A 23,114-nucleotide genomic window follows, 5' to 3' on the forward strand; every position below is an offset into this window, starting at 1 on the left:
GAGTCTAGGCCCGCCCCGCCCCCCGCACAATGCGCGTCACACGTTGTTCACGTCCTTTTGCAACCAGTTAATGATCTCCTGACGTTCGCCATCGAGCGCGGGCGCGGGCGGGCGGGTTGCCGGGTCCTCCATCCCGCTCAGCTTGATCGGGTTGCCCGCCGCCACAAAGGCGGGCTGCCCATCCGGCCCCAGCACGTCCACCACCATGTTGCGCGCAAGGATCTGACGGTCATGCAGCGCCTCGGCCACGGTCTGAATGGGGCCGGTGGGCACGCCTGCGGCCTCCAGCCGCTCGATCCAGTGGGATTTCGGACGGTCAAGCGTGATCGCCTCGATCAGCCGCTTGAGGGTGCGCGCGTTCTCGCAGCGCGCCGCATTGGTGGCAAAGCGCGGATCGCGGGCAATCGGCAGACCGAGCACATCGCAGAGCCGCGCGAAAAGCGCATCGTTGCCTGCGGCGATGACAAAGAGGCCGTCGGCAGCATGAAATGTTTCAAACGGGGTGATCGAAGGGTGCCGCGCACCCGATGGCGCGGGCGGCGTGCCGGTCACAGTGGTGATCGCCACCGCATGTTCGAGAATCGCCAACTGGCTGTCGAGCATGGCCACATCCACCTTGCGCCCCAGCCCCGTCTTGTCGCGGTCCAGAAGCGCCGCCAGCACGCCCTGCACCAGATACATCCCCGCCACGATATCGCCGATCGAGGCGCCCACGCGCACCGGCTCGCGGTCCTTCTCGCCGGTGATCGACATGACGCCGCCGCGCGCCTGCACCACCATGTCATAGGCCGGGCGCAGTGCATCGGGGCCGGTATGGCCAAAGCCGCTGACCGCGCCATAGATCAGCGCCGGGTGGCGGGCATGCAGCGCCTCCCAGCCATAGCCCAGCTTTTCCATCACGCCGGGGCGGTAATTCTCCAGCACGATATCGGCGCGCGCCAGCAGCGCGTCGAATATCTCGCGGTCGGCCTCGGCCTTGAGGTCGAGCGCGATGGACTGCTTGCCGTGGTTGATCGCGGCGAAATAGGCGCTTTGTCCGTCCTTGAAGGGCGGAAAGGTGCGGGTATCGTCGCCGGTGCCGGGGCGTTCCACCTTGATCACCCGCGCGCCGAGATCGCGCAGCGTGAGCGACGCAAACGGCCCCGCAAGCACATGGGTCAGATCAAGAACAGTCAAGCCGTCAAGCGGTGCGGTCATGGGGGCCTCCTTCGGTGCTGTCAGGGCGCATCTTTACCAAGCCTGCGTGACAGGTCCCTGACAAGGATCAAACGGGCGGACACGCCACGAACGGTCGCGCTGTCCCGTCTTGTCTGCCCGAGGGGCACATTTGCCAACGAGGTCCGCACCGAACCCTGCCCGTCACACGATAAAGGGCGCGAACCGCCGGTTCACGCCCCCAATCCATCGCGCAAGCGAGGTCTCAGCCCTGACGGGCCTTGAACTTGCGTTGGGTCTTGTTGATCACGTAGACGCGGCCCTTGCGGCGCACGACGCGGCAATCGCGGTGCCGGTTCTTGAGCGAACGCAGCGAATTGCGAACCTTCATGGTCGTCTCCTGTCTGTCGCGGCGCGCTCCTGCGCCTTGGTGGTTGCGGGTGTTACGTGCCTGACACGTAACGGAAATTCATGGTGGGCGATACAAGGTTCGAACTTGTGACCCCTTCGATGTCAACGAAGTGCTCTACCACTGAGCTAATCGCCCCGGCTGGCCCCAGCCCCCCGTAACAAAGAGGGGCGCGGAGTTCCGCGCCTGTCCGGCGGTCTATAAAAGGAGTCGGTGAGGGGATCAAGGGCTTTCAGCACGATGATTTAGCTCTATTATGGCCATCAAGGAGCGCGCGCGATGCCGAAGGCTGCCTATTACCTGACCCATCCCGAACGGCGCACCACATCGGTGGTGTTCGCCTCGCCGCATAGCGGGCGGGAGTATCCGTGGTCCTTCCTGCGGCGCACGGCGCTCAATGAACACTCGGTCCGCTCGTCGGAGGATGCCTTTGTCGATCAATTGTTTGACAGCGCCCCGCGTGCGGGCGCACCGTTTCTCCGGGCTGGTGCGCCGCGCGCCTTCGTCGATCTCAACCGCAGCGCGGACGAACTTGACCCGGCCCTGATCGAAGGTGTCAGCCGTCAGGGCCACAATCCCCGCGTCGCCTCGGGTCTCGGGGTCATCCCGCGCGTGGTGGCCAATGGCAAGGCGATCTATTCCGGCAAGATCTCGCTTTCCGAGGCTCAGGCGCGCATCGACAGCTATTGGCGGCCCTATCACGAGGCGCTTCAGGGCCAGCTTGATCAGGCGCATCTCATGTTCGGGCAATCCATCCTGATCGACTGCCATTCCATGCCGCACGAGGCCATGGATGCGGTCTCGCGCCGGGGGTTGCGCCGCCCCGAAATCGTGCTCGGGGACCGTTTCGGTGCCTCGGCCGATGCCGCCATCGTGGATCGGATCGAGGCGGCCTTTACGCGCGCGGGCCTTCTGGTGACGCGCAATACCCCCTTTGCCGGGGCCTATATCACACAGGCCTACGGGCGGCCCGCTCGCGGGCGGCACGCCGTCCAGATCGAAATCGACCGCGCGCTCTACATGAACGAGCGCCTCATTCGCCCCAACGGCAATTTCGAAGCCTTCCGCCGTCTTCTGCGCGGCGTCATCCGCGAAATAGCCGAGATCGGCCGCGCCGGGACGATGCCTCTCGCCGCCGAATAGCGCGCCCGCCTTACGCCGTCAGCCCCTCCGGCTCTGCCAGCCCATTCGCGCGGCAGCAGGCGGTGACGGTGTTGGCCAATAGGCAAGCAATCGTCATCGGCCCCACGCCGCCCGGAACCGGGGTGATCGCGCCCGCCACCTCGCTCACCGACGCGAAATCGACATCGCCCACGAGCACGTTCTTGCCGTCCCGCTCGATGCGGTTGATGCCCACGTCGATCACCGTAGCCCCCGGCTTGATCCAGTCGCCCGGCACCATCTCGGGGCGGCCCACGGCCGCCACCACGATATCGGCACGCCGCACCACATCGGCCAGATCGCGGGTGCGTGAATGGGCGATCGTCACGGTGCAGCTATCGCCAAGCAGAAGCTGCGCCATCGGCTTGCCGACGATGTTAGAGCGCCCCAGCACCACCGCATCCAGCCCGCTGAGCGATCCCAGATGGTCGCGCAGCATCATCAGGCACCCGAGCGGGGTGCAGGGCACCATGCTCTTTTGCCCGGTGCCCAGAAGGCCCACGTTGGAGATGTGGAAGCCGTCCACGTCCTTGGCCGGGTCAATGGCGTTGATGACCAGATCGGAATCGAGATGACCGGGCAGCGGCAGTTGCACAAGGATACCGTGCACCGCCGGGTCATTGTTGAGCGTGTCGATCAGCGCCAGCAGATCGGCCTCGGATGTGTCTGCATCAAGCCGGTGCTCATAGGAATTCATCCCCGCCTCGGCCGTCTGCTTGCCCTTGGAGCGCACATAGACCTGGCTTGCCGGGTCCTCGCCCACCAGCACCACGGCCAGCCCCGGCGTGATGCCATGCGCCGCTTTCAGGCGCGTGACGTGATCCGCCACCTTGCCCCGGATGGTGGCGGCGAAGGCCTTGCCGTCGATGATGTCTGCGCTCATGTCTTTCCCTTCCCTGTCGTCAGAGGCCGGGGTTTACCCCGGCCCCTGCTCTCAGAACAACCCTTCGATCTGGCCCGCATCGTTGAGGCGGATCGATTCCGCCGCAGGCTTCGAGGGCAGGCCCGGCATGGTCATGATCTCGCCGCACACGACCACGACGAAGCCCGCCCCGGCCGAAAGCCGCACTTCGCGCACCGGCACCGAATGGCCGGTGGGCGCGCCGCGCACGCTCGGATCGGTGGTAAAGCTGTATTGCGTCTTGGCCATGCAGACCGGCAGGTTGCCATAGCCCTGCGCCTCCCACTCGCGAAGCTGGTTGCGGATTTTCTGATCCGCCAGCACCTCGTCAGCCCGGTAGATGCGCTTGGCCACGGTCTCGATCTTTTCGAAAAGCGGCATCTCGTCGGGGTAGAGCGGGGCGAAGTCGGTCGTGCCTGCCTCGGCCAGCTCGACCACCTTGCGCGCCAGCGGCTCCGAGCCTTCCGAGCCAAGCTCCCAATGCCGCGACAGCACCGCCTCGGCCCCGTGGCCGGCGACATAGTCCCTGACCGCCTGAATCTCGGCCTCGGTATCGGTGACGAAATGGTTGATCGCCACCACCACCGGCACGCCGAAGCTCTTGACGTTCTCGATGTGGCGGCCAAGGTTGGGACAACCCGCCTTGACGGCCTCGACATTCTCCGCGCCCAGATCGGCCTTGGCCACGCCGCCGTTCATCTTCATCGCGCGCACCGTGGCCACGATCACCACGCAATCGGGCGCAAGCCCCGCCTTGCGGCACTTGATGTTCATGAACTTCTCGGCCCCGAGATCGGCCCCGAAGCCGGCTTCGGTCACCACGTAATCGCTGATCTTGAGCGCCGTGGTCGTGGCGATGACAGAGTTGCAGCCATGGGCGATATTGGCGAACGGGCCGCCATGGACAAAGGCGGGGTTGTTTTCCAGCGTCTGCACGAGGTTGGGCTGCATCGCGTCCTTGAGGAGCACCGTCATCGCGCCCTCGGCCTGAATGTCGCGGCAGAAGACCGGCGTCTTGTCGCGCCGGTAAGCCACGATCATCGACCCCAGACGCTCTTCCAGATCCTTGAGGTTCTTCGAGAGACACAGGATCGCCATGACCTCGGAGGCCACGGTGATGTCGAACCCGTCCTCGCGCGCGAACCCGTTCGAGACCCCTCCGAGCGAGGAGGTGATCTGCCGCAAGGAGCGGTCGTTCATGTCCACCACGCGCCGCCAAACGACGCGACGGGTGTCGATGTCGAGCGTATTGCCCCAGTAGATATGGTTGTCGATCATGGCGCTGAGCAGGCTGTGCGCGCTGGTAATGGCGTGGAAATCGCCGGTGAAATGGAGGTTCATGTCCTCCATCGGCACGACCTGCGCATAGCCGCCCCCGGCAGCGCCGCCCTTCATCCCGAAATTCGGGCCCAAGGATGCTTCGCGGATACACACCGTCGCGCGCTTGCCGATGCGGTTCAGCCCGTCGCCCAGCCCCACGGTGGTCGTGGTCTTGCCCTCGCCCGCGGGCGTCGGGTTGATCGCGGTGACAAGCACCAGTTTGCCGCTCTTGTTGGCCTGCACCGAGGCGATGAAGTCCTGGCTGACCTTGGCCTTGTCATGTCCGTAGGGAAGCAGGTGCTCGGAGGGGATGCCAAGCTTGGCACCGATCTCCTGAATCGGCTTCTTGGTGGCTTCGCGCGCGATTTCGATGTCGGATTTGTAGCTCATGTCGGTCCCTGTTCTGGCCGCGGCTGCGGGGGTGTCACCCTTTCGCCTATAGCGGCTTTGTTCCGCGCGCTGCGCCGCGTTTCCGACATATCCCGCGCCGGTTGCGGCGGGATGACGCACGCCCCCGGCCGCTCTCAGCCCCGCGCGCGGGCCAGTTCCGACCAGACCGGTTGATCGGGGATATGCAACCGCAGCACATCGCCAAGCGCGATGCGCCCTTCGCGTTCCACCCAGGCCGTGACGCCGCGCCGCCCTTCGGCTGCGCGCTTGAAGAGCTTGCCCCGCCCCGGCCTGTGTCCCTCGATCACTTTCGCGGGCAACTGACAGGGCCGGTTCTCCATGTCGATCACCAGCGTTGCGCCGGACGGGGCCTGAAGCCGCGAGGAGGGCGGCACATGGCTGAAATCGGGAATGCCCTCGATCACCAGCGACGCCCCGAGCCAGGCCGGATAGAGCGCATCGACCCCCATTTCCCCGGCGATCATCGCAAGTTCCTCGGCCGAAAGAACCGACAATTGCCGCACATTGGCGATCTCCGTGCCGATCTTGTGCTGCTCTCTCACCCGACTGCAAGAGGGGCGCGTCACGCCGCCATGCGCCTCGCCAGCGATCCCGGCAAATGTCAGTTCGGCCTCCGCCAGCGCCTCGGCTTCCAGCCGCGCAGCGCGGTCCGTGACCCGGCCCAGCCAGACCACCCGCGCCGTGAACTCCGTCGGTGTCAGCGCCTGCATCCCGGCCCCCGTTTCATCGTTCCTGAAATACTCATATCCGGCATCGCCACCCGCTCAGACGGTGAGGGTAAAGAACATCCGCCGGAACGGGAACAGCACCGTTCCGTCTGCTCGCACCGGATAGGCGGTGTGCATCACCTCCTCGTAGCGGCGGATCAGATCGGCGCGCTCGGCCTCGTCCAGCGCGGCCAGAACCGGCCGTGCGTAGGTGCTCTCGGTAAAGCGGCGCACCGGATGGCTGCCCGGCTCGGCGGTCAGGCGCTGGTAATAGTCGGTCTCCCAGAGGCGGAACTGTCCCAGCGGGGCCAGCAACTCCTCGTATTTCACCGGGGCCATGACACCGGGCGTGCCCATCTTCTCTGCACGGCCCGGATACAGCTCTTCGGCCAGCGACAGCCACACCCGGTGCGAGGGGGCCTTGTTCTGATGCGGCATCTGCACCGCCAGCGTGCCACCCTTGCCCAGCATCCGCGCGAGCCGCGGCATCAGCACCTCGTGCCCGCCAACCCAATGCAGCGCGGCGTTGGAATAGATCAGCCCCGGGGCGCGATGCGGGTGCCAGTCGGCGATGTCAGCCTGTTGCAGCGCGTCATAGCCCGCCGCCCGTGCCTTCTCCAGCATGGCGGGGCTGGCATCCACGCCGGTGACGTTGCGCCCGCCTGCCCGCGCGCGCAGCGCCTCGGCCATCGCGCCATTGCCGCAGCCGAGATCGACCACGTCCCCCGCCCCCATCTGCCCGACCGCGTTCAGAAGGTCGAGCGCCGGGCGCAGACGCTGGTCACGAAAGCGCGCATAGGCTTTGGGGTTCCAGTCGGATTTTGCGGATGCCGGACTCACGTCGAGGGCTCAGGCTCCAGCCCGCCGTCGCCTGCACCGCGCGAGGATTTGGGCTTGGTCTTCGGGATCGCGGCGAGCGAGGGTTTGACCACCTCGGGGGTGCCACCGTCATCGTCATCCGCCATGGGTGGGTCGCCCCGCATCACGCGCTTGATTTCCTCGCCGGTCAGCGTCTCGTATTCCAGGAGGCCCTGTGCCAGACGTTCCCATTCCTCTTGCCGCTCCTCGAGGATGGCACGGGCGTTCTGATAGGCCTCGTCGATGAGGCGGCGCACCTCGTCCTCGATCAATTCCTTGGTATGGGCCGAGATCGAGAATCCGCCCGCGCCGTTGCCCATATAGCCCTCATGCGCCTGCTGGTAATCGACATTGCCGACCTTGTCGGACATGCCCCAGCGCATCACCATCGCACGCGCCAGCCCGCTGGCCTGCTGGATGTCGCCCGCAGGCCCGTTCGAGACGTTCTCCTCGCCGTATTTCATCACCTCGGCGGCCTTGCCGGCCATGGTCATGGTCAGCTTTTCCTCGCATTCCGCCTTGTGCCAGTTGAGCCGGTCAATCTCGGGCAGGCTCACGACCATGCCAAGCGCGCCGCCGCGCGGAATGATCGTGGCCTTGTAGACCGGATCGCATTTCGGCAGGGCAAGACCGACCACCGCATGACCGGCCTCGTGATAGGCGGTCTTTTCCTTCTGGTCGTCGGTCAGCACCATCGAGCGGCGCTCGGCCCCCATCATCACCTTGTCCTTGGCGTTCTCGAAATCGACCATCGTGACGAAACGCCGCCCGATCCGCGCGGCCATGAGCGCCGCCTCGTTGACAAGGTTCGCCAGATCCGCGCCCGAGAAGCCCGGCGTGCCGCGCGCGATGAGGCGCAGGTCCACATCAGGACCAAGCGGCGTCTTGCGCGCGTGCACACCAAGGATCTTCTCGCGTCCCTTGATGTCGGGATTGGGCACCGTCACCTGCCGGTCAAAGCGACCGGGGCGCAACAGCGCCGGGTCGAGCACGTCCTTGCGGTTGGTGGCGGCGATGATGATCACGCCCTCATTGGCCTCGAACCCGTCCATTTCCACCAAAAGCTGGTTCAGCGTCTGCTCGCGCTCGTCATTGCCGCCGCCATAGCCGGCACCCCGGTGGCGACCGACGGCGTCGATCTCGTCGATGAAGACGATGCAGGGCGCGTTCTTCTTGGCCTGCTCGAACATGTCGCGCACGCGCGAGGCACCCACGCCCACGAACATCTCGACGAAATCCGAGCCGGAAATAGTGAAGAAGGGCACACCCGCCTCACCCGCGATGGCGCGCGCCAACAGGGTTTTACCGGTGCCCGGAGGCCCCACCAGAAGTGCCCCCTTCGGGATCTTGCCGCCCAGACGCGAAAATTTCTGCGGGTTGCGCAGGAATTCGACGATTTCCTCAAGCTCTTCCTTGGCCTCGTCGATCCCGGCCACATCGTCGAATGTCACGCGGCCATGCTTTTCGGTCAGCATCTTGGCCTTGGATTTGCCAAAGCCCATGGCCCCGCCTTTGCCGCCGCCCTGCATCCGGTTCATGAAATAGATCCAGACGCCGATCAGCAGAAGGAAGGGCAGGAGAGACAGAAGGAAGGACTGAAAGCCCGATTGCTGCTGGCTCTCGGCCTTCACGGGAATGCCCCGCTCGATCAGGCGCTGCGTGATCTCGGCATCCTCGGGGCGGATGGTGCTGTAATCGTTGCCGTCATTGCCGCGATAGCGCACCGTTTCGCCATCGAGCGTGACCTGGCTTACCGCACCGCTGTCCACGGCGGCAACGAATTCGGAATAGGGCACTGACCGGCTCTGCAGCGTGTTGCCCGATCCGCTGAACAGGTTGAAAAGGGCCATGATCAGCAGGAACAGGATCAGCCAGAAGGCGATGTTGCGCGCGTTGCCCAAGAGAAATCTCCCAATTGTCGGTCTGAATGCCCATAGCATGAGGGCTTGACTAGTTAAATAGACATCCCTCGACCGGGTTCAATGAGAGATTACGCTGTCGAGATAGGCCGCGAGCGGACGGACAAGCGAAAGCTGCCAGCCATTTGCCCAACCATGGAGCGGCGCGGCGATGAGCGTATCCCCCCGCCAGAGGCCCGGCGCGGCCAGCGCGCTTGCATGCGGCAAGCCGCCCGCGCGCCAGTCGGGGCAGGCGGCAAGGCCCTCGGGGCCGAGTGCGGCAATCTCTGCCGCACCGTCGCCCGTGGCGCGCCAGCGCCCGTCCCAGACCTCGGTTGCCGGGGCGCGACATCCGGCCACGGCGCTCAATTCCCGGCCCAGGCGGAGATGCGCCCTGTCCGCGCTGAGCACGCACCCTTGCAGGGTCATCCTTTGCCCTGCGCGCGCGGCGCGCAGCAAATCCGTCATCGCCGTGCCGCGCGGCGGGTAGCCGTCACCGGTGCTCCAGCGCAACCCCGCCAGCAACAGCCGACGCGCGGTCTCGTCGGGCAGGGAGCCGAACCCGTCCCGCGCCAGCAGCAGATCGCCCGCCTGCACCGTGGCGAGCGCCCCTGCGGCCTGCCCTGCATGATGAGCCAGCGCCGCGCGCGCCTCGGCCAGACGCTCGGCCGTCCCCGCCAGCGTGTCCGCGCTCAGGTCCAGCGTGGTCAACGTGGCCAACACCGCCCGTGCGCGCGTCCGCTCGTAATCCGGGTCGGCATTGGTCGGGTCGTCGATCCACGCCACGCCACGCGCGCGCAGGTGCTCTCTGAGATGCTCGCGCCCGAGCGCGAGCATGGGCCGGTGAAAGGTCACGCCGTCCGCCTGCCACCGGGCCCGCATCGCCGAAAGCCCGTCAAGGCCCGATCCCCGCGCCAGGCGCATCAGGAAGGTTTCGGCCAGGTCGTCGCGGGTGTGCCCGATCGCCACATCCGCGATGCCGTGGACCCGCGCCCAATCGGCCAGCAGGCGATAGCGCGCGCGCCGCGCGCGGTCAGGCAGATTGCCGCCCGCCTCCTGGTCGGTCCAGTGCAGCGTGTCATGCGCCACGCCCAGCCCCGCGCAAAGCCGCGCCACCCCGGCGGCCTCCGCAGCGGCCTCTGCGCGCAAACGGTGATCCACTGTCGCCACCCGGAGCAAAGGACCCCCCGTGGCGCGCCAGTCATTCAGAAGGTGCAGCAGTGCCAGCGAATCGCTGCCGCCAGAGACGGCAACGCCCAGAACGCGCGGCGGGGCAGGGGCGAAGTGATCCGCCACCGCCCCGCGCGCCGGTCCGGTATCGCTCACGAACAGCCGAGCCGGGCCATTTCCGCCTGTGCCCCGGCCACCGCCGCAGCACCGGGATAGCGCGGCGCGACCTGCCCCAGCGTGACGCAGGCCTCGTCGGTCTGTCCCAGAACGCCAAGCGCGCGACCCAGGTTATAGAGCGCGTCCGCCGCCTCCGGCCCGTCGGGGGCAGCACTGAACGTGTCGAGATAGGCGCGCGCGGCGGCGCTCTGTTGACCCGAAGCCTCAAGCGCGCGCCCGCGCAAGAGACCCGCCTGACCGCTCAGCGGGCTGCCGGGATAGGTGACAAGAAAGGCCTCAAGCTGCTCGGCCGCGCCCGCGTGATCGCCCGCGTCAAAGGCGGCTTGCGCGCGCTCGAAATCGTCGCGCTCGCCCACGGCAAGCTGCGGGCCGCCGGGGACAGGCGCGGGCGTGGGCGCGGGTATCGCGGCCCCGCCGCCCGCCTGCGGGATCACGCCGCCCAGCGTGCTGCCCGGCTCCAGCGTGCCGATATCGCAGCCCGGCTCCAGTTCGCAGAGCCGGAACTCCAGATCGCCCACCCGGTTGGTGCCGTCGCTCACCACGCGGTCGATGCGAAACTCCAACTGCTCGGTTTTCGACGTGAGCCGCTGCACCTCGGATTCGATCGCGTTCAAGCGGTCAAGCGGCGAGCCGCCGCCCGAAAGCTGCCCCGCGCCGCCTGTCGTGCTCAGCTCTCGCTTGAGTTTCTGCAACTCGACGAAGAGCACGGCCAGTTCCTGCCGGATATCGGCGAGGGTCTCGGTGGCCTGCGCGGCGGCCCCATGCGGGGCGACGAGCATCAGCGCGAGAAGCGGTCCCAGAAACGCGCGCATCATCGCCCCTTAACTGCCCAGGCCGGCGGCCAGAACCGTGACCGCACGGCGGTTCTTGGCATAGCAGGACTCGTCGCTGCAAATCTCGATGGGGCGCTCCTTGCCAAAGCTCACCACCCGGAGGCGGTTGCCCGCCACGCCCCGGCTTACGAGGTATTCCTGCACCGCGTTGGCGCGCCGCGCGCCAAGCGCGAGGTTGTATTCACGTGTGCCCTGTTCGTCGGCATGGCCCTCGATCACGGCGGTGAAATCGCGGTTGGTCATCAGCCACTGCGCCTGTCCGTCAAGCGTCGCCTGCGCCTCTCGCGACAGCGTGGACTGATCCACCGCGAAGAGCACCCGGTCGCCGATCGCTTGCTGGAAATAGGCGGGCGAGGTCGGGTCAGAGGCCGATCCGGCCAGCCCCGCGCCCGCGCCATTATTGAGATCGACCGTGTTCTGATCCGCGAACCGGTCGGGATTGGTGCAGCCCGCAAGCGCGAGCCCCGCCACCAGGATGATTGTCTTGCTCAGATAGGTCATGTCAGCCCCGTTTCTCTTGATTGGTTGTGTTCTAGCACAGGGCGCGCGCCCTGTCAGTCCTGCTCGAGTCTGCCTCAGTTCTGCAACGGCCCCCAGGACGGATCGCTCGCGCCGCCCTGTGTGGTCACCTGGCGCAGGTTGCGCCCGGAGATGTCCACCGAATACAGCCGCGCCTCGCCCTGCGCACCCTGCGTCTCGCGGGTGAACATGACGACGCGGCCGTTCGGGGCCCAGGTCGGCCCCTCGTCGAGAAACGACGCGGTCAGAAGCCGTTCCTCGCTGCCATCGAGGCGCATCACGCCGATATGGAACCGGCCTTTGGATTGCTTGGTAAAGGCGACAAGATCGCCGCGCGGCGACCAGACCGGCGTCCCATAACGGCCCTCGCCGAAACTGATCCGCCGGGCCTCGCCCCCGCTTGCACTCATGATATAGAGCTGCGGCGTGCCCGAACGGTCGCTCTCAAACACGATCTGGCGGCCATCCGGGCTATAGCTCGGGGCGGTCTCGATCGAGGGCGCGGTGGTCAGCCGCGTGCTTGCGCCCGAACCGATATCCATGGAGTAAAGATCGGTATTGCCGCCCTGCGTCAGGGAATAGAGAACGGTGCGCCCGTCCGGCGCAAAGCGCGGCGCAAAGGCCATCGTCCCCTCCAGCGTCGGCAGCGCCCGCCGACCCACGCTTGCCACGTCGAGCACATAGATGCGCGGGAATCCCGTCTCGTAACTGGTATAGAGCACCCGGTCGCCCGTGGGCGAGAAGCGTGGCGCCAGCACGAGCGACGCGGCATCGGTCAGGAACTGCAGGTTCGCGCCGTCGTAATCCATGATCGCCAGCCGCTTGGCGCGCTGGTTCTTGGGACCGCTTTCCGAGACAAAGACCACGCGGCTGTCGAAATAGCCGCCTTCGCCGGTGATGCGCGCATAGACCTGATCGGCCACCTTGTGCGCGATGCGCCGCCAGCCGTCGCGCTGCCCGACAAGTTGCTGACCCTGCCCCAGTTCCTGCCCCGCGAACACGTCGTAGATGCGGAACCGCACCACCACGCGCCCCGCCCCGTCCACATTGACCGCGCCCGTGACCATCACCTGCGCGTTGATCGCCCGCCAGTCGGCGAATTGCACCGGGCTTTCGAAGCTCGTGATCCGGCTGATATGGGCATCGGCGGGGATCTCGCGGAAGAGGCCAGTGCCGGTCAGGTCGGCGGCAATCACGCGGGCGATGTTGCGGGCAAATTCCTGCGCGGCAGGCGTGTCGGCCACGAAGTCGGGCACGGCCACGGGCATCGGCTCGATCACGCCTTCGGTGATCTCGAGCCGGAGGGGTCCGCCTTGCTGGGCCATGGCGGGAAGACCCCAGAGCGTCAGGGCGGCAATCAGGGTCAGGAGTGAGCGCATCATTTGATCCTCATTCTCTCCGGGTTGAATGTCATTTCTATATCACGCCATTGCCCGAATTTCTCGGGCGGCAGGTCAAAGCCGTCATTGCCGCATCGGATGATCGCGCGGCGCGCGGCCTCATAGGCCTGTCTTGCCGCCTCGGCGGAGCCGCCGGAATGGCTCAGCATGCGGATACTCGACGTGTCGGGTTTCGAGGTCTCGAACATCCGCACGGTGACGACCACGGTGGTGGCGAGCGCCTCGGAACTGAGGCTGCCCACGTTCCAGCAGCGTTGCACGGCCACCCGCAGCGCGTCCTTTTCGCCGGCGGTGAGCGGCGGGCCTGCGGGGCGCTCGGGCGTCGGCGTTCCCTGTCCCAGGGCGGCGGCCAGCGCATCGCTGACGGCACCGCGGTCGGTGGCGGGCGGCGCTTGCGTCTCCTGAGGAGTCTCGGGCCGCGCGGCGGTCTCGGTCGGGGCGGCCTCGGTCGGGGCGGCCTCGGGAGCGGGCGCAGGGCGCGGGGCGGGCCGCGCGCGCGGGCGTGGCGATGCGGTCGGGGCCGGATCACGCGGGCGCTCGGCCTCGGTCACGATCTCGGTCGCGGCCTCCTCGGGCGCGGTCGCCTCCTGCGGGGCTTCTTCCACCACGGCACCGGCATCGGGGGCGACCTCGGGGCGCGCCACATCATCGACCCGCACATCCGGCTCGGACGGGGCCACCGGCTCGGGTGCCACGCGCGGTGCGGGGCGCGGTTGCGGGCGCGGCGAGACCTGCGGCACCAGCGCCGCCACATCCTCGGCGGGCGGCGCGACCTCGGGCGCGGTATCGGTCACCTCCGCTGGGGCGGGCACGGGTTCGGGCGGCGTCGGGACCGGATCGGGTGGCGGCGCGGCATTGGCCGCAGGCTGGCTTTGCGCGGGTGCGCTGTCGGCCCCGGAGGCAAGCGCGGGCGCATTTTCCCCCGGCGCGGGCGGCTCGGGGGTGTTGACGTTGGCAACCGCCTCGGGCGCGCTCGACGCGGCCAGAATCGCGGCATAATCCTCAGCGGAAATGGCCATCGCCTCCACCACCTCGAAAGGCGGCGGATCGGAGCGGAACGCACCCCCGAAGAGGGCCCATCCGATCACTGCCAGATGGCCCGCCCCCGATATGATCTGCCCGGTGTTCACGCCGTCCGCGCCCCTAGCCGCCCCGACCGTCAAGCGCCGGACCGCCCGTTTCCGTGACCAGGCCGATATTGGCAAAGCCACCGCGATTGAGCGCGCCCATCACCTCCATCACCACGCTGTAGGGCGCGGCCCCGTCGGCGCGCAGGAAGACGCGCGTGCCCTCGCGCTCGGCGGCGATGGCACGCAGCCGCGCCACAAGTTCCTCGCGCGGCACGTCCGTGGTCTGGATTGCCACCCGCCCGTCTGCACTTACCGTGACCGAAAGCGGCTCTTCCTGTTCTCCCGGCAGGGCGCTGGCGGCGGTTTTCGGCAACTCCACCGGCACGCCCACCACCAGAAGGGGGGCCGCCACCATGAAAATGATCAGGAGAACCAGCATCACATCGACAAACGGCGTGACGTTGATTTCGGACATGGGCCGCGACCGGCCTTGCCCCCGTCTGCGCCGCCCGCCGCCGCCCGATTTCTGGATGACACCCGCGCCCATGGCCTAGCCGTCCAACTGGCGGCTGAGGATGGTGGCGAACTCATCGGCAAAGGCCTCGTAACCCGCCACGAGCCGGTCGCTGTCGGCGCTCAGCTTGTTGTAGAAGATCACCGCCGGAATCGCCGCCAGAAGGCCAAGCGCTGTGGCCAGAAGCGCCTCGGCGATGCCGGGGGCCACCACCACAAGGCTGGTATTCTGCTGCGCCGCGATCTCGACAAAGGCATGCATGATGCCCCAGACCGTGCCGAAAAGCCCGATGAAGGGCGCGGTGGAGCCCACGGTCGCCAATACCTGCAACCCGCTTTGCAGCGCGTCCGCCTCCTTGGCGATGGCCACATCCATCGAGCGGTCGATCCGCGCCGTGGCACCGGCGATCAACTCTCCGTCATTTCGATGGCTGCGCCGCCACTCGGTCATTCCGGCCGCGAAAATCCGCTCGGACTGTCCGGCCGGTTCCGGCCCGATCTCGTCGTAGAGCCCGTCCAAAGGCTCTCCCGACCAGAATCGGCGGTCGAATATCTCGGCTTCGGTGCGCCCGCGGCGATAGGTGATGAGTTTCTGGATGATGATCGACCAGGACCAGAACGAGGCCAGCACCAGAATCAACATTACCAGTTTCACGATAAGCGTGGCGCGCGCGAAGAGCGCCCACATGGAGAAATCCATCTCCTGCGCCAATGCCAGGGTTTCTGCTTCCATTTGCCTGCCTTCAAGCCTCTCATGGCCGTTTTCCGACCTTATCAAAGGTCAAATTAGCCGATTTCCAGAGGGAAAGCCATGAGGATCGGCGCACGGGCCGCAGAATGGCAAAGATAGCGTCTGAGGGAGGCGGATATTCGCCTGCGGGTCCACGCGAGGCAGCGCTTTTCCCGATTTGCAACGACGGCGTTGCAGCGACGACGCGCCGCGCGCCCGACTTTCGTCACAATTTGAGCCTTGGGTAAGAAGGCGATCAAAAGCGCACATCAGCAACCATGACGTGAGTCTATCATTTTGACATGAAATATCGGGAGACACGCCCAATGAGTATCCAGTTCTTTACCCCGCGAGGACCGGATAACGAGTTCCTTAGATTACCCGGTTCCCTGCGCCAAACCGTGCGGTGGTTGCCGCAGATCGGCGATACATTCCCCGATTTCTCCGTCACCACGACACAAGGTCCGCTCCGCTTCTGGGAATGGGCCGAGGGCAGTTGGGTGCATCTCTTCAGCCATCCCGCGGCCTTGACCCCGGTCTGCACCACGGAAATGGCCTCCCTCGCCGATTGCAGAGGGGAATGCCGGGCGCTCGATCTGAAGAATCTGGCGCTTTCGGGGTCCAGTATCGACGAGCAACATGCCTGGCATGACGACATCCGGCGGCTCTTCGGCCTGACGGTGGATTTTCCGTGCGCTACCGATCCGGGGAACCGGCTGTCGCGGCTCTTTGGCATGATGCACGCCCGGGAATCGGGCGAGTGGCCGATCCGCAAGAGCTTTCTCATCGACCCTGCGCTGCACATCCGGCTGATCTTTGAGTATCCGATCTTCATCGGCCGCAATATCGAGGAGGTGCTGCGCACGACCCGCGCGCTGCAACTGCATGACGCGACCCGCGTGGCGACGCCTGCCGACTGGGATCAGGGCGATCTCGTCATCATCCCCGACACGCGCCCGGAAAGCGAGGTCATCCGGCAATTCGGTGCGCAGTCGCAGACCCTGACCCCGTATCTGCGGGTGGTCGAAAACAAAAGCGGGCGCTCAGGGCCGCAGCACTGAGGGAAGCCGCACCGGCGCGCCGTTTGGCCCGACGCAGACAACCGTGACCATGCCGCGGAAAAGCGCGGTGGTCCCGCGCATCACAACCTGTTCCATCACCAGACGCGCCGCGCTGACCGAGGCGGTTTCGGTCACCACCTCAAGCGCATCGTCGAAATGCGCGGGAGCCATGTAATCCGCCTCCACCCGGCGCACGACGAAAACCGTGCCGCCCGCGCGCATCGCGTTCTGGTCCATCCCCAGATCGCGGACCCAGGCGCTTCGGGCGCGCTCGATGTATTTCAGGAAATTGGCGTGATAGACGATACCGCCCATGTCGGTATCCTCGTAATAGACGCGAACGGGGAAACGATGGGTCATGGCGCACCTGTCTCGGGAAGCAAGACCGAAGCTAGACCGTCACGAAGGGACTGCCAAGGCGGTGCCCGACGGTGTAGACTGAACGCGTCATGCCAAGCCTCTGCCGCGATTGCCTTCACCCGTTCGAGCGCGCGCCGCGCTGCCCCGCCTGCGGCAGCCCGCGCATCGTCGCGCATCCCGAACTTTGGAACCTCTCCATTGCACACATGGATTGCGACGCGTTCTATGCCAGCGTCGAGAAGCGCGACAATCCGGCGCTTGCCACGCGCCCGGTGATCATCGGCGGCGGGCGGCGCGGCGTGGTCTCGACCGCGTGCTATATCGCGCGTATCCGGGGCGTGCGCTCGGCCATGCCGATGTTTCAGGCGCTGCGGCTCTGCCCCGAGGCCGAGGTGATCCGTCCGCGCATGGCCGTCTATGCCGAAGCCTCCCGCGCCATCCGCGCGATGATGCTGGATCTCACCCCTGCCGTGGAACCGCTCTCGCTCGACGAGGCGTTCCTTGACCTCTCGGGCACGGCGCGGCTCCACGGCGCGCCACCTGCGGTGATGCTGGCAGGTCTGGTGCGGCGGATGCGGTCAGAGCTTGGCCTCACCGGCTCCATCGGTCTCAGCCACAACAAGTTTCTCGCCAAGATCGCCTCGGATCTCGACAAGCCGCACGGGTTTTCCGTCATCGGGCAGGCCGAGACCGCCGATTTCCTGCGCGACCGTCCGGTGAGCCTGATCTGGGGCGTCGGCCAATCGACGCTGGCGGCACTCCATGGCGCGGGCATCCGCAGCTTTGCCGATCTGCTGCGCTGGGACCGCATGGATCTCGTGGCGCGCTTCGGCGCGATGGGTGAGCGGCTCTGGCACCTTGCACGCGGGCAGGATTACCGTCGGGTCTCAGCCGATGCGCCGGTCAAGTCGATCTCCAACGAGACCACCTTTGCCGAGGATATTTCCGACGCGGATCTGCTCGACGGGCACCTGTGGCGGCTCTCGGAAAAGGTGGCAGACCGCGCCAAGGCGCGCGGCCTTGCCGGCCGCGTGATCACGCTCAAGCTCAAACGCGCGGATCACGGGCTGCTTACCCGCCGTCAGTCGCTGCGCGAGCCGACGCAGCTGGCCGATACGCTCTACCGCTCGGCTCGCGCCCTGATGGACCAGACCCCTCGGGGCGTGGCGTGGCGGCTCCTCGGGGTCGGGCTATCGGACCTCCTGCCAGAGGCCGGGGCCGACCGCGCGGGCGACCTGCTTGATCCCGACGCGCCCCGCCGCGCCGAGGCCGAGCGCGCGACCGACCGCATCCGCGCCCGCTTCGGCCCGGATGCGATCCTCAAGGGCCGCGCCCTGCGCTAGAGCACGATGCTCAAAAGTGGGAACCGGTTTTGAGCTTCTCGAACATGCGAAATCAATAAGTTAGAGCGCGTCGCGTGAATGCGAATGAACGCGACACGCTCTAAGCGCGCGGCAATCCCATATCGGGGCTTGCGCCCGCGCCCGCGCTGCGCTTCCTTGGTGGCGCTCCAACCCATGAGGCCCGCGCGCATGTCTCCTTCCCGCACCGTCATCGTCATCGGGGCCGGTATCTGCGGCCTCTCGGCTGCGATCTGGCTCACCCGCGCAGGCCATCGCGTGACGCTTCTCGACCGGGAACACCCCGGCGCGGGCGCGTCCTTCGGCAATGCTGGGCTCCTGGCGCAATGGGCCATCGTGCCGGTCAACACGCCGGGCCTGCTGAAAACCGCGCTCAAATACCTGAGCGATCCCGACGCGCCGCTCTGGCTGCGCTGGCGCGACCTGCCGCGCCTTGCGCCCTGGCTCTGGCAGTTCGCACGCAACGCCAACCCGCGCGATACGGCGCGCATGATCGAGGGGCTTGTCCCCATCCTCACCGACAGCGTCGATCAGCACCGCGCGCTGACGCGCGGCACCCAGGCCGAAAAATGGCTCGCCACCAGCGATCTGGCCTACGCCTATGACAACCGCGCCGCGTTCGAGGCCGACGCCTATGGCTGGCGGTTCAAGCGCGAGGCCGGGTTCACCCCCGAGGTGATCGAAGGCGATGCCGTGCAGGAGGCCGAACCGATGCTTGGCCCTGCGATCCGCTGCCTCGCGATCCTGCGCGCACAGGGGCATGTGCTCAACCCCGGGGCCTATATGGCCGATCTCGCAGCGGTATTGCAGGCCGAGGGCGGCGCGTATCGCCGCGCCGAGGTGCGCGACATCACGCTCACCGATGGCCGCGTCACCGGGGTCGAGACGGATCAGGGGCCGATGCGCTGCGATGCGGCGGTGCTGACGGCGGGGATCTGGTCGAAACCGCTGATGCGCAAGCTGGGCCTCAAGGTCCCGCTCGAGGCCGAGCGGGGCTATCATCTTCACCTCGCGGAACCGTCACAGATGCCGCGCCAGCCGTTGATGATGGCCCGCGGCAAATTCGGCGTGACGCCCATGGCCCACGGGCTGCGCTGCGCCGGAACGGTCGAGCTTGGCGGGATAACGGCCCCCCCCTCGCGCGCCCCCTTCGCCATGATCCGGCGCGAGATCGGCCGCGTCTTTCCCGATCTGCGCTTTGAGGGGGCCGAGGAATGGATGGGCTTTCGCCCCTCCACCCCCGACAGCCTTCCGCTGATCGGCGAGATCGGCGCAACCGGCGTCTATGCAGGCTTCGGTCATCAGCATATCGGGCTGACCGCCGGACCCAGGACCGGCCGCCTCATCGCCGACCTGCTCAGCGACCGCCGCCCCAATCTCGACCTCGCGCCCTATGACGCCAACCGGTTCTAAGCGCCCTCAGGCGGCGCGCAACCCGGTCTCGACCAGCAGCCCCTTGCGCTTGGCCTCGTAATAATAGCCGCGCGCATACCACATGATCGCCGCATCCGGATCGCCCCCGGCCACCAGCCACGCGCCGCGCAGGTATTTCACGCCGTATTTCAGGTTCGTTTCGGCATCGAGCAGTTCCGAGGGCGGGCCGCTATGGCCCATGGTGCGCGCGGTCTGCGGCAGGATCTGCAACAGGCCATAATAGGGCCCGTTGCGCGCCTCGGGCCTATGCGTGCTCTCACGGATCGCCAGCCGATGCACAAGAGCGCGCGGCACCTCGTAGTGATCGGCATAGTGGTTGATGAGGCGCCGCAATTCCGGCGTCTCGTTGGGATGGAGCGGCGGGTCGAACAGATCGGGCGGCGCGGCGCGGCTCACCTCGGGCGCTTGCGCACAGGCGGCAGCGGCAAGACAGAGGGCAAGGGCGGCGCGGCGACTGAGACGGGACATGACACCTCGCATGTGAACGGGTCGCGCAAACCATGCCCGTCCGCGCGCGCGTCGTCCACCTCGCCTTTCATGCACAGGCGGAAGCTTGCCAAACCCCGTCTGCCCGGCCACAAAGAACGCATGACCAAAGTGCTTCTCTCCTTCGGGCACGGCTATTCGGCGCAGGCGCTGGCGCGGCTGCTCTTGCCTCAAGGCTGGCGCATCATCGGCACCACGCGCGACCCTGCAAAGGTCGCGCAGCTTGCCGGAACCGGCATCGAGCCGGTCCTCTGGGGCGACGACCTCTCCGCCGCCTTTGCCGCCGCCACCCATCTGCTTGGCTCGGCTGGCCCCTCGGAGGCGGGCGACCCGGTGCTGGGGCGCTACCGCGCCGAAATCGCGGCGCTCGCCCCCGGCCTCGACTGGGCGGGCTATCTCTCGACCACCGGCGTCTATGGCGATCATCAGGGCGGATGGGTGGATGAGGAAACGCCCCTCACCCCCGCCACCAAACGCGGCCGGTTGCGCGTTGCGGCGGAAACCGACTGGCGATCCATCCCTGGCCTGCCGCTCCATATCTTCCGGCTCGCGGGCATCTACGGCCCCGGTCGCGGCCCGTTCGAGAAGGTGCGGCAGGGAACCGCGCGCCGCATCGTCAAGCCGGGGCAGGTGTTCAGCCGCATCCATGTGGAGGACATCGCGCAGGCGCTCGCCGCCTCCATCGCGCAGCCCCGGCCCGGTGCGGTCTACAATCTCTGCGATGACGACCCGGCTCCGCCCGAAGACGTGATCGCCCATGCCGCGCATCTCCTTGCCCTGCCCGTGCCCGAGGCGGTGCCCTATGACAAGGCCGACCTCTCGCCCATGGCCCGCAGCTTCTACGCCGAATCGAAACGCGTCTCGAACCGCCTCCTGAAGGAAGAACTGGGCGTCACCCTGCGCCATCCCGACTACCGCAGCGGTCTCGCCGCGCTTCTGGCCGAAGGCGATTGACCGCGCGTTTCATCGTTCCAAAAATACTCACGATCCCCCTCACAGGGGCGCGCGCCAATGAAAAAGGGCCGCGACGCGCGCGACCCTTTCCCGTTTGCCTGCAAGGGCTGGCTTACATCATGCCGCCCATGCCGCCCATGTCGGGCATCCCGCCGCCGCCGGCGTTCTCTTTCTGCGGCTTGTCGGCGATCATCGCCTCGGTGGTGATGAGCAGACCGGCAATCGAGGACGCATCCTCAAGCGCGGTGCGCACAACCTTCGCCGGGTCGATCACGCCGAACTTGAACATGTCGCCATATTCTTCGGTCTGGGCGTTGTAGCCGAACTTCGGATCGGTGCTCTCGCGCACCTTGCCCGCGACAACCGAGCCGTCGACACCGGCATTCTCGGCGATCTGGCGCAAGGGTGCCTCGAGCGCGAGGCGCACGATCTCGATTCCGCGGTTCTGGTCCGGGTTGGCCCCGGTCAGACCGGCCAGTGCCTTGGCACCCTGCACAAGGGCCACACCACCGCCGACAACGACACCTTCCTGCACGGCCGCGCGGGTCGCGTTGAGCGCGTCATCGACGCGGTCCTTGCGCTCCTTCACTTCGGTTTCGGTCATGCCGCCGACGCGGATCACCGCAACACCACCGGCAAGCTTGGCCACGCGCTCCTGAAGCTTCTCGCGGTCATAATCCGAGGTGGTGTCCTCGATCTGCTGACGGATCTGCGCCACGCGGGCCTCGATCTCTGCCTTGTCGCCCGACCCATCGACGATGGTGGTCTCGTCCTTGGTGATCGAAACCTTCTTGGCGCGGCCGAGCATGTCGATGGTGACATTCTCAAGCTTCATGCCAAGATCCTCGGAAATCACCTGCCCACCGGTCAGGATGGCGAGATCCTGAAGCATGGCCTTGCGGCGATCACCAAAGCCCGGTGCCTTCACGGCCGCGATCTTCAGACCGCCGCGCAGCTTGTTGACAACGAGTGTGGCAAGCGCCTCGCCTTCCACGTCCTCGGCGATGATCAGAAGCGGCTTTTGCGACTGGATCACCGACTCAAGAAGCGGGACCATCGGCTGAAGGCTCGACAGTTTCTTCTCGTGCAGCAGGATCAGCACGTCATCGAGATCGGCCACCATCTTGTCGGCATTGGTGACGAAATAGGGGCTGAGGTAGCCGCGGTCGAACTGCATCCCCTCGACGACCTCAACTTCGGTCGCCAGACCCTTGTTCTCTTCGACGGTGATCACACCCTCGTTGCCGACCCGCTGCATCGCATCGGCGATGAAACGGCCGATCTCTGCCTCGCCATTGGCGGAAATGGTGCCGACCTGCGCCACTTCGTCGGAGTTCTCGACCTTGCGGGCCGCGGCCTTGATGTGCTCGACGACCTTGGTGGTGGCCAGATCGATCCCGCGCTTGAGGTCCATCGGGTTCATGCCGGCGGTGACGGCCTTGAGGCCCTCTTTCACGATGGCCTGCGCCAGAACGGTCGCGGTGGTGGTGCCGTCGCCGGCCTCGTCATTGGTGCGCGAGGCGACTTCTTTCACCATCTGCGCGCCCATGTTCTCGAACTTGTCTTCCAGTTCGATTTCCTTGGCGACGCTCACACCGTCCTTGGTGATGCGCGGCGAGCCGAAGCTCTTTTCCAGCACCACGTTGCGGCCCTTGGGGCCGAGCGTCACCTTGACGGCATCGGCCAGAATGTTGACACCGCGCAGCATGCGCGAGCGGGCGTCGTTGTTGAAACGGACGTCTTTAGCAGCCATGTTCAGACTCTCCTGATAACTTGTCTCGACTTGCGAATGGGAAACGGCTGGACGGCTCAGGCCGCCTTGGCAGCCGCATCGTCCCCGATGATCCCGAGGATGTCGCTTTCCTTCATGATCAGCAGCTCTTCACCATCGACCGTCACCTCGGTGCCGGACCATTTGCCGAAGAGGATGGTGTCACCGGCCGCTACGGCCATGGGGATCAACTCGCCATTGTCCTTGCGTGCGCCTTCGCCCACGGCAACGACCAGACCCTGGCTGGGCTTTTCCTTGGCGGTGTCGGGGATGATCAGACCGCCCTTGGTCTTTTCTTCGCTCTCAACGCGACGGACGAGGACGCGATCATGCAGCGGTTTGAATGCCATCTTCGAGGCTCCTTGGCTCAAAGTTTCTATTTTCATGGCCCCTCAGGGCCATTAGCACTCTCTCTTGCTGAGTGCTAACGAGGGACAGGTAAGGAGTGGCTCGTT

Annotated in this window: 23 protein-coding genes and 1 tRNA gene; 5 read left to right on the plus strand and 19 right to left on the minus strand. The window is 66.5% G+C overall.

The features are described 5' to 3' along the window. Window positions 1-36 precede the first annotated feature (36 nt). The 3 genes from ACSSV8_RS10070 to ACSSV8_RS10080 all read right to left on the minus strand — a co-directional run bounded on the left by ACSSV8_RS10070 (window position 37) and on the right by ACSSV8_RS10080 (window position 1,702). Window positions 37-1,197, minus strand: coding sequence for a CaiB/BaiF CoA transferase family protein (locus tag ACSSV8_RS10070; RefSeq protein WP_454282353.1), 1,161 nt, complete (start codon window positions 1,195-1,197; stop codon window positions 37-39). A 223-nt stretch (window positions 1,198-1,420) separates the two neighbouring features. Next, window positions 1,421-1,546 carry a type B 50S ribosomal protein L36 gene (ykgO, locus tag ACSSV8_RS10075; protein WP_068338904.1) on the minus strand — a complete coding sequence of 42 codons (126 nt, stop codon included), beginning with the start codon at window positions 1,544-1,546 and terminating at the stop codon, window positions 1,421-1,423. Window positions 1,547-1,627: 81 nt separating this feature from the next. After that, window positions 1,628-1,702: transfer RNA gene (locus ACSSV8_RS10080), tRNA-Val, on the minus strand. A gap of 141 nt (window positions 1,703-1,843) precedes the next feature. On the opposite strand from ACSSV8_RS10080, the gene ACSSV8_RS10085 reads away from it, so the two are divergent. Continuing rightward, on the plus strand, window positions 1,844-2,707 hold the full coding sequence (locus ACSSV8_RS10085; RefSeq protein WP_454282354.1) for an N-formylglutamate amidohydrolase: 864 nt from the start codon (window positions 1,844-1,846) through the stop codon (window positions 2,705-2,707). Between the two features lie 10 nt (window positions 2,708-2,717). Here the strand turns inward: ACSSV8_RS10085 and folD are convergent, their stop codons facing one another. From folD to tolQ, 12 genes are all read right to left on the minus strand, one after another. Beyond that, window positions 2,718-3,608, minus strand: a complete 891-nt coding sequence (gene folD / locus ACSSV8_RS10090; RefSeq protein ID WP_454282355.1) for a bifunctional methylenetetrahydrofolate dehydrogenase/methenyltetrahydrofolate cyclohydrolase FolD — start codon at window positions 3,606-3,608, stop codon at window positions 2,718-2,720. A 51-nt stretch (window positions 3,609-3,659) separates the two neighbouring features. After that, window positions 3,660-5,336, minus strand: coding sequence for a formate--tetrahydrofolate ligase (locus ACSSV8_RS10095; RefSeq protein WP_354538666.1), 1,677 nt, complete (start codon window positions 5,334-5,336; stop codon window positions 3,660-3,662). 134 nt (window positions 5,337-5,470) lie between these two features. Beyond that, window positions 5,471-6,067: an MOSC domain-containing protein gene (locus ACSSV8_RS10100; RefSeq protein ID WP_354538667.1), complete on the minus strand. Its 597-nt coding sequence runs from the start codon at window positions 6,065-6,067 to the stop codon at window positions 5,471-5,473. A 54-nt stretch (window positions 6,068-6,121) separates the two neighbouring features. Next, entirely contained in the window at window positions 6,122-6,838 is a 717-nt protein-coding gene (locus tag ACSSV8_RS10105; protein ID WP_354538749.1) for a methyltransferase domain-containing protein, read from the minus strand. A gap of 62 nt (window positions 6,839-6,900) precedes the next feature. After that, entirely contained in the window at window positions 6,901-8,823 is a 1,923-nt protein-coding gene (gene ftsH / locus ACSSV8_RS10110) for an ATP-dependent zinc metalloprotease FtsH (RefSeq protein WP_354538668.1), read from the minus strand. Window positions 8,824-8,901: 78 nt separating this feature from the next. Further along, window positions 8,902-10,146, minus strand: a complete 1,245-nt coding sequence (gene tilS / locus ACSSV8_RS10115) for a tRNA lysidine(34) synthetase TilS (protein WP_454282356.1) — start codon at window positions 10,144-10,146, stop codon at window positions 8,902-8,904. Then, complete coding sequence (ybgF, locus tag ACSSV8_RS10120) at window positions 10,143-10,979, minus strand: tol-pal system protein YbgF (RefSeq protein WP_454282357.1); 837 nt, start codon at window positions 10,977-10,979, stop codon at window positions 10,143-10,145. Before ybgF ends, tilS begins: the two co-directional genes overlap by 4 nt. 9 nt (window positions 10,980-10,988) lie before the next feature. Beyond that, window positions 10,989-11,501 carry a peptidoglycan-associated lipoprotein Pal gene (gene pal / locus ACSSV8_RS10125; RefSeq protein WP_354538671.1) on the minus strand — a complete coding sequence of 171 codons (513 nt, stop codon included), beginning with the start codon at window positions 11,499-11,501 and terminating at the stop codon, window positions 10,989-10,991. A gap of 74 nt (window positions 11,502-11,575) precedes the next feature. Beyond that, on the minus strand, window positions 11,576-12,901 hold the full coding sequence (tolB, locus tag ACSSV8_RS10130) for a Tol-Pal system beta propeller repeat protein TolB (protein WP_454282359.1): 1,326 nt from the start codon (window positions 12,899-12,901) through the stop codon (window positions 11,576-11,578). Beyond that, a complete protein-coding gene (locus ACSSV8_RS10135) occupies window positions 12,898-14,049 on the minus strand; it encodes an energy transducer TonB (protein WP_454282360.1) in 1,152 nt (383 codons plus the stop codon). The genes tolB and ACSSV8_RS10135 overlap by 4 nt, the downstream gene beginning before the upstream one ends. A gap of 13 nt (window positions 14,050-14,062) precedes the next feature. Then, window positions 14,063-14,536: a protein TolR gene (gene tolR / locus ACSSV8_RS10140; RefSeq protein ID WP_354538674.1), complete on the minus strand. Its 474-nt coding sequence runs from the start codon at window positions 14,534-14,536 to the stop codon at window positions 14,063-14,065. 3 nt (window positions 14,537-14,539) lie between these two features. Beyond that, entirely contained in the window at window positions 14,540-15,235 is a 696-nt protein-coding gene (tolQ, locus tag ACSSV8_RS10145; RefSeq protein ID WP_354538675.1) for a protein TolQ, read from the minus strand. Window positions 15,236-15,558: 323 nt separating this feature from the next. On the opposite strand from tolQ, the gene ACSSV8_RS10150 reads away from it, so the two are divergent. Beyond that, on the plus strand, window positions 15,559-16,293 hold the full coding sequence (locus ACSSV8_RS10150) for a redoxin domain-containing protein (RefSeq protein ID WP_354538676.1): 735 nt from the start codon (window positions 15,559-15,561) through the stop codon (window positions 16,291-16,293). Here the strand turns inward: ACSSV8_RS10150 and ybgC are convergent. After that, a complete protein-coding gene (ybgC, locus tag ACSSV8_RS10155; protein ID WP_354538677.1) occupies window positions 16,276-16,653 on the minus strand; it encodes a tol-pal system-associated acyl-CoA thioesterase in 378 nt (125 codons plus the stop codon). The genes ACSSV8_RS10150 and ybgC overlap by 18 nt on opposite strands. Window positions 16,654-16,742: 89 nt before the next feature. Here ybgC and ACSSV8_RS10160 point away from each other — a divergent pair, with 89 nt between their 5' ends. Together ACSSV8_RS10160 and ACSSV8_RS10165 are read left to right on the plus strand one after the other, a co-directional pair. After that, a complete protein-coding gene (locus tag ACSSV8_RS10160; RefSeq protein ID WP_454282361.1) occupies window positions 16,743-17,996 on the plus strand; it encodes a DNA polymerase IV in 1,254 nt (417 codons plus the stop codon). A gap of 189 nt (window positions 17,997-18,185) precedes the next feature. Next, the gene (locus tag ACSSV8_RS10165) at window positions 18,186-19,427 is read left to right on the plus strand and encodes an NAD(P)/FAD-dependent oxidoreductase (RefSeq protein WP_454282362.1); all 1,242 of its coding nucleotides are present in this window, start codon (window positions 18,186-18,188) and stop codon (window positions 19,425-19,427) included. 6 nt (window positions 19,428-19,433) lie between these two features. Here the strand turns inward: ACSSV8_RS10165 and ACSSV8_RS10170 are convergent, their stop codons facing one another. Continuing rightward, entirely contained in the window at window positions 19,434-19,916 is a 483-nt protein-coding gene (locus ACSSV8_RS10170; RefSeq protein ID WP_454282363.1) for a transglycosylase SLT domain-containing protein, read from the minus strand. Between the two features lie 120 nt (window positions 19,917-20,036). On the opposite strand from ACSSV8_RS10170, the gene ACSSV8_RS10175 reads away from it, so the two are divergent. Further along, the gene (locus ACSSV8_RS10175) at window positions 20,037-20,888 is read left to right on the plus strand and encodes an SDR family oxidoreductase (RefSeq protein ID WP_454282364.1); all 852 of its coding nucleotides are present in this window, start codon (window positions 20,037-20,039) and stop codon (window positions 20,886-20,888) included. 112 nt (window positions 20,889-21,000) lie between these two features. On the opposite strand, the gene groL is transcribed toward ACSSV8_RS10175, so the two are convergent. Then, window positions 21,001-22,641 carry a chaperonin GroEL gene (gene groL, locus ACSSV8_RS10180; protein WP_454282365.1) on the minus strand — a complete coding sequence of 547 codons (1,641 nt, stop codon included), beginning with the start codon at window positions 22,639-22,641 and terminating at the stop codon, window positions 21,001-21,003. A 56-nt stretch (window positions 22,642-22,697) separates the two neighbouring features. Further along, a complete protein-coding gene (gene groES / locus ACSSV8_RS10185; RefSeq protein ID WP_454282366.1) occupies window positions 22,698-23,009 on the minus strand; it encodes a co-chaperone GroES in 312 nt (103 codons plus the stop codon). Window positions 23,010-23,114 lie beyond the last annotated feature (105 nt).

It is taken from the genome of Roseovarius sp. MBR-79, from assembly GCF_053628555.1.

Excerpts from the sequence above, each read along its gene's own strand:
- ACSSV8_RS10070 (WP_454282353.1), bottom strand. The coding sequence starts at position 1,197 with ATGACCGCACCGCTTGACGGCTTGACTGTTCTTGATCTGACCCATGTG.
- ykgO (WP_068338904.1), bottom strand. The coding sequence starts at position 1,546 with ATGAAGGTTCGCAATTCGCTGCGTTCGCTCAAGAACCGGCACCGCGAT.
- ACSSV8_RS10085 (WP_454282354.1), top strand. The coding sequence starts at position 1,844 with ATGCCGAAGGCTGCCTATTACCTGACCCATCCCGAACGGCGCACCACA.
- folD (WP_454282355.1), bottom strand. The coding sequence starts at position 3,608 with ATGAGCGCAGACATCATCGACGGCAAGGCCTTCGCCGCCACCATCCGG.
- ACSSV8_RS10095 (WP_354538666.1), bottom strand. The coding sequence starts at position 5,336 with ATGAGCTACAAATCCGACATCGAAATCGCGCGCGAAGCCACCAAGAAG.
- ACSSV8_RS10100 (WP_354538667.1), bottom strand. The coding sequence starts at position 6,067 with ATGCAGGCGCTGACACCGACGGAGTTCACGGCGCGGGTGGTCTGGCTG.
- ybgF (WP_454282357.1), bottom strand. The coding sequence starts at position 10,979 with ATGCGCGCGTTTCTGGGACCGCTTCTCGCGCTGATGCTCGTCGCCCCG.
- pal (WP_354538671.1), bottom strand. The coding sequence starts at position 11,501 with ATGACCTATCTGAGCAAGACAATCATCCTGGTGGCGGGGCTCGCGCTT.
- tolB (WP_454282359.1), bottom strand. The coding sequence starts at position 12,901 with ATGATGCGCTCACTCCTGACCCTGATTGCCGCCCTGACGCTCTGGGGT.
- tolR (WP_354538674.1), bottom strand. The coding sequence starts at position 14,536 with ATGGGCGCGGGTGTCATCCAGAAATCGGGCGGCGGCGGGCGGCGCAGA.
- tolQ (WP_354538675.1), bottom strand. The coding sequence starts at position 15,235 with ATGGAAGCAGAAACCCTGGCATTGGCGCAGGAGATGGATTTCTCCATG.
- ACSSV8_RS10150 (WP_354538676.1), top strand. The coding sequence starts at position 15,559 with ATGAGTATCCAGTTCTTTACCCCGCGAGGACCGGATAACGAGTTCCTT.
- ybgC (WP_354538677.1), bottom strand. The coding sequence starts at position 16,653 with ATGACCCATCGTTTCCCCGTTCGCGTCTATTACGAGGATACCGACATG.
- ACSSV8_RS10160 (WP_454282361.1), top strand. The coding sequence starts at position 16,743 with ATGCCAAGCCTCTGCCGCGATTGCCTTCACCCGTTCGAGCGCGCGCCG.
- ACSSV8_RS10165 (WP_454282362.1), top strand. The coding sequence starts at position 18,186 with ATGTCTCCTTCCCGCACCGTCATCGTCATCGGGGCCGGTATCTGCGGC.
- ACSSV8_RS10170 (WP_454282363.1), bottom strand. The coding sequence starts at position 19,916 with ATGTCCCGTCTCAGTCGCCGCGCCGCCCTTGCCCTCTGTCTTGCCGCT.
- ACSSV8_RS10175 (WP_454282364.1), top strand. The coding sequence starts at position 20,037 with ATGACCAAAGTGCTTCTCTCCTTCGGGCACGGCTATTCGGCGCAGGCG.
- groL (WP_454282365.1), bottom strand. The coding sequence starts at position 22,641 with ATGGCTGCTAAAGACGTCCGTTTCAACAACGACGCCCGCTCGCGCATG.
- groES (WP_454282366.1), bottom strand. The coding sequence starts at position 23,009 with ATGGCATTCAAACCGCTGCATGATCGCGTCCTCGTCCGTCGCGTTGAG.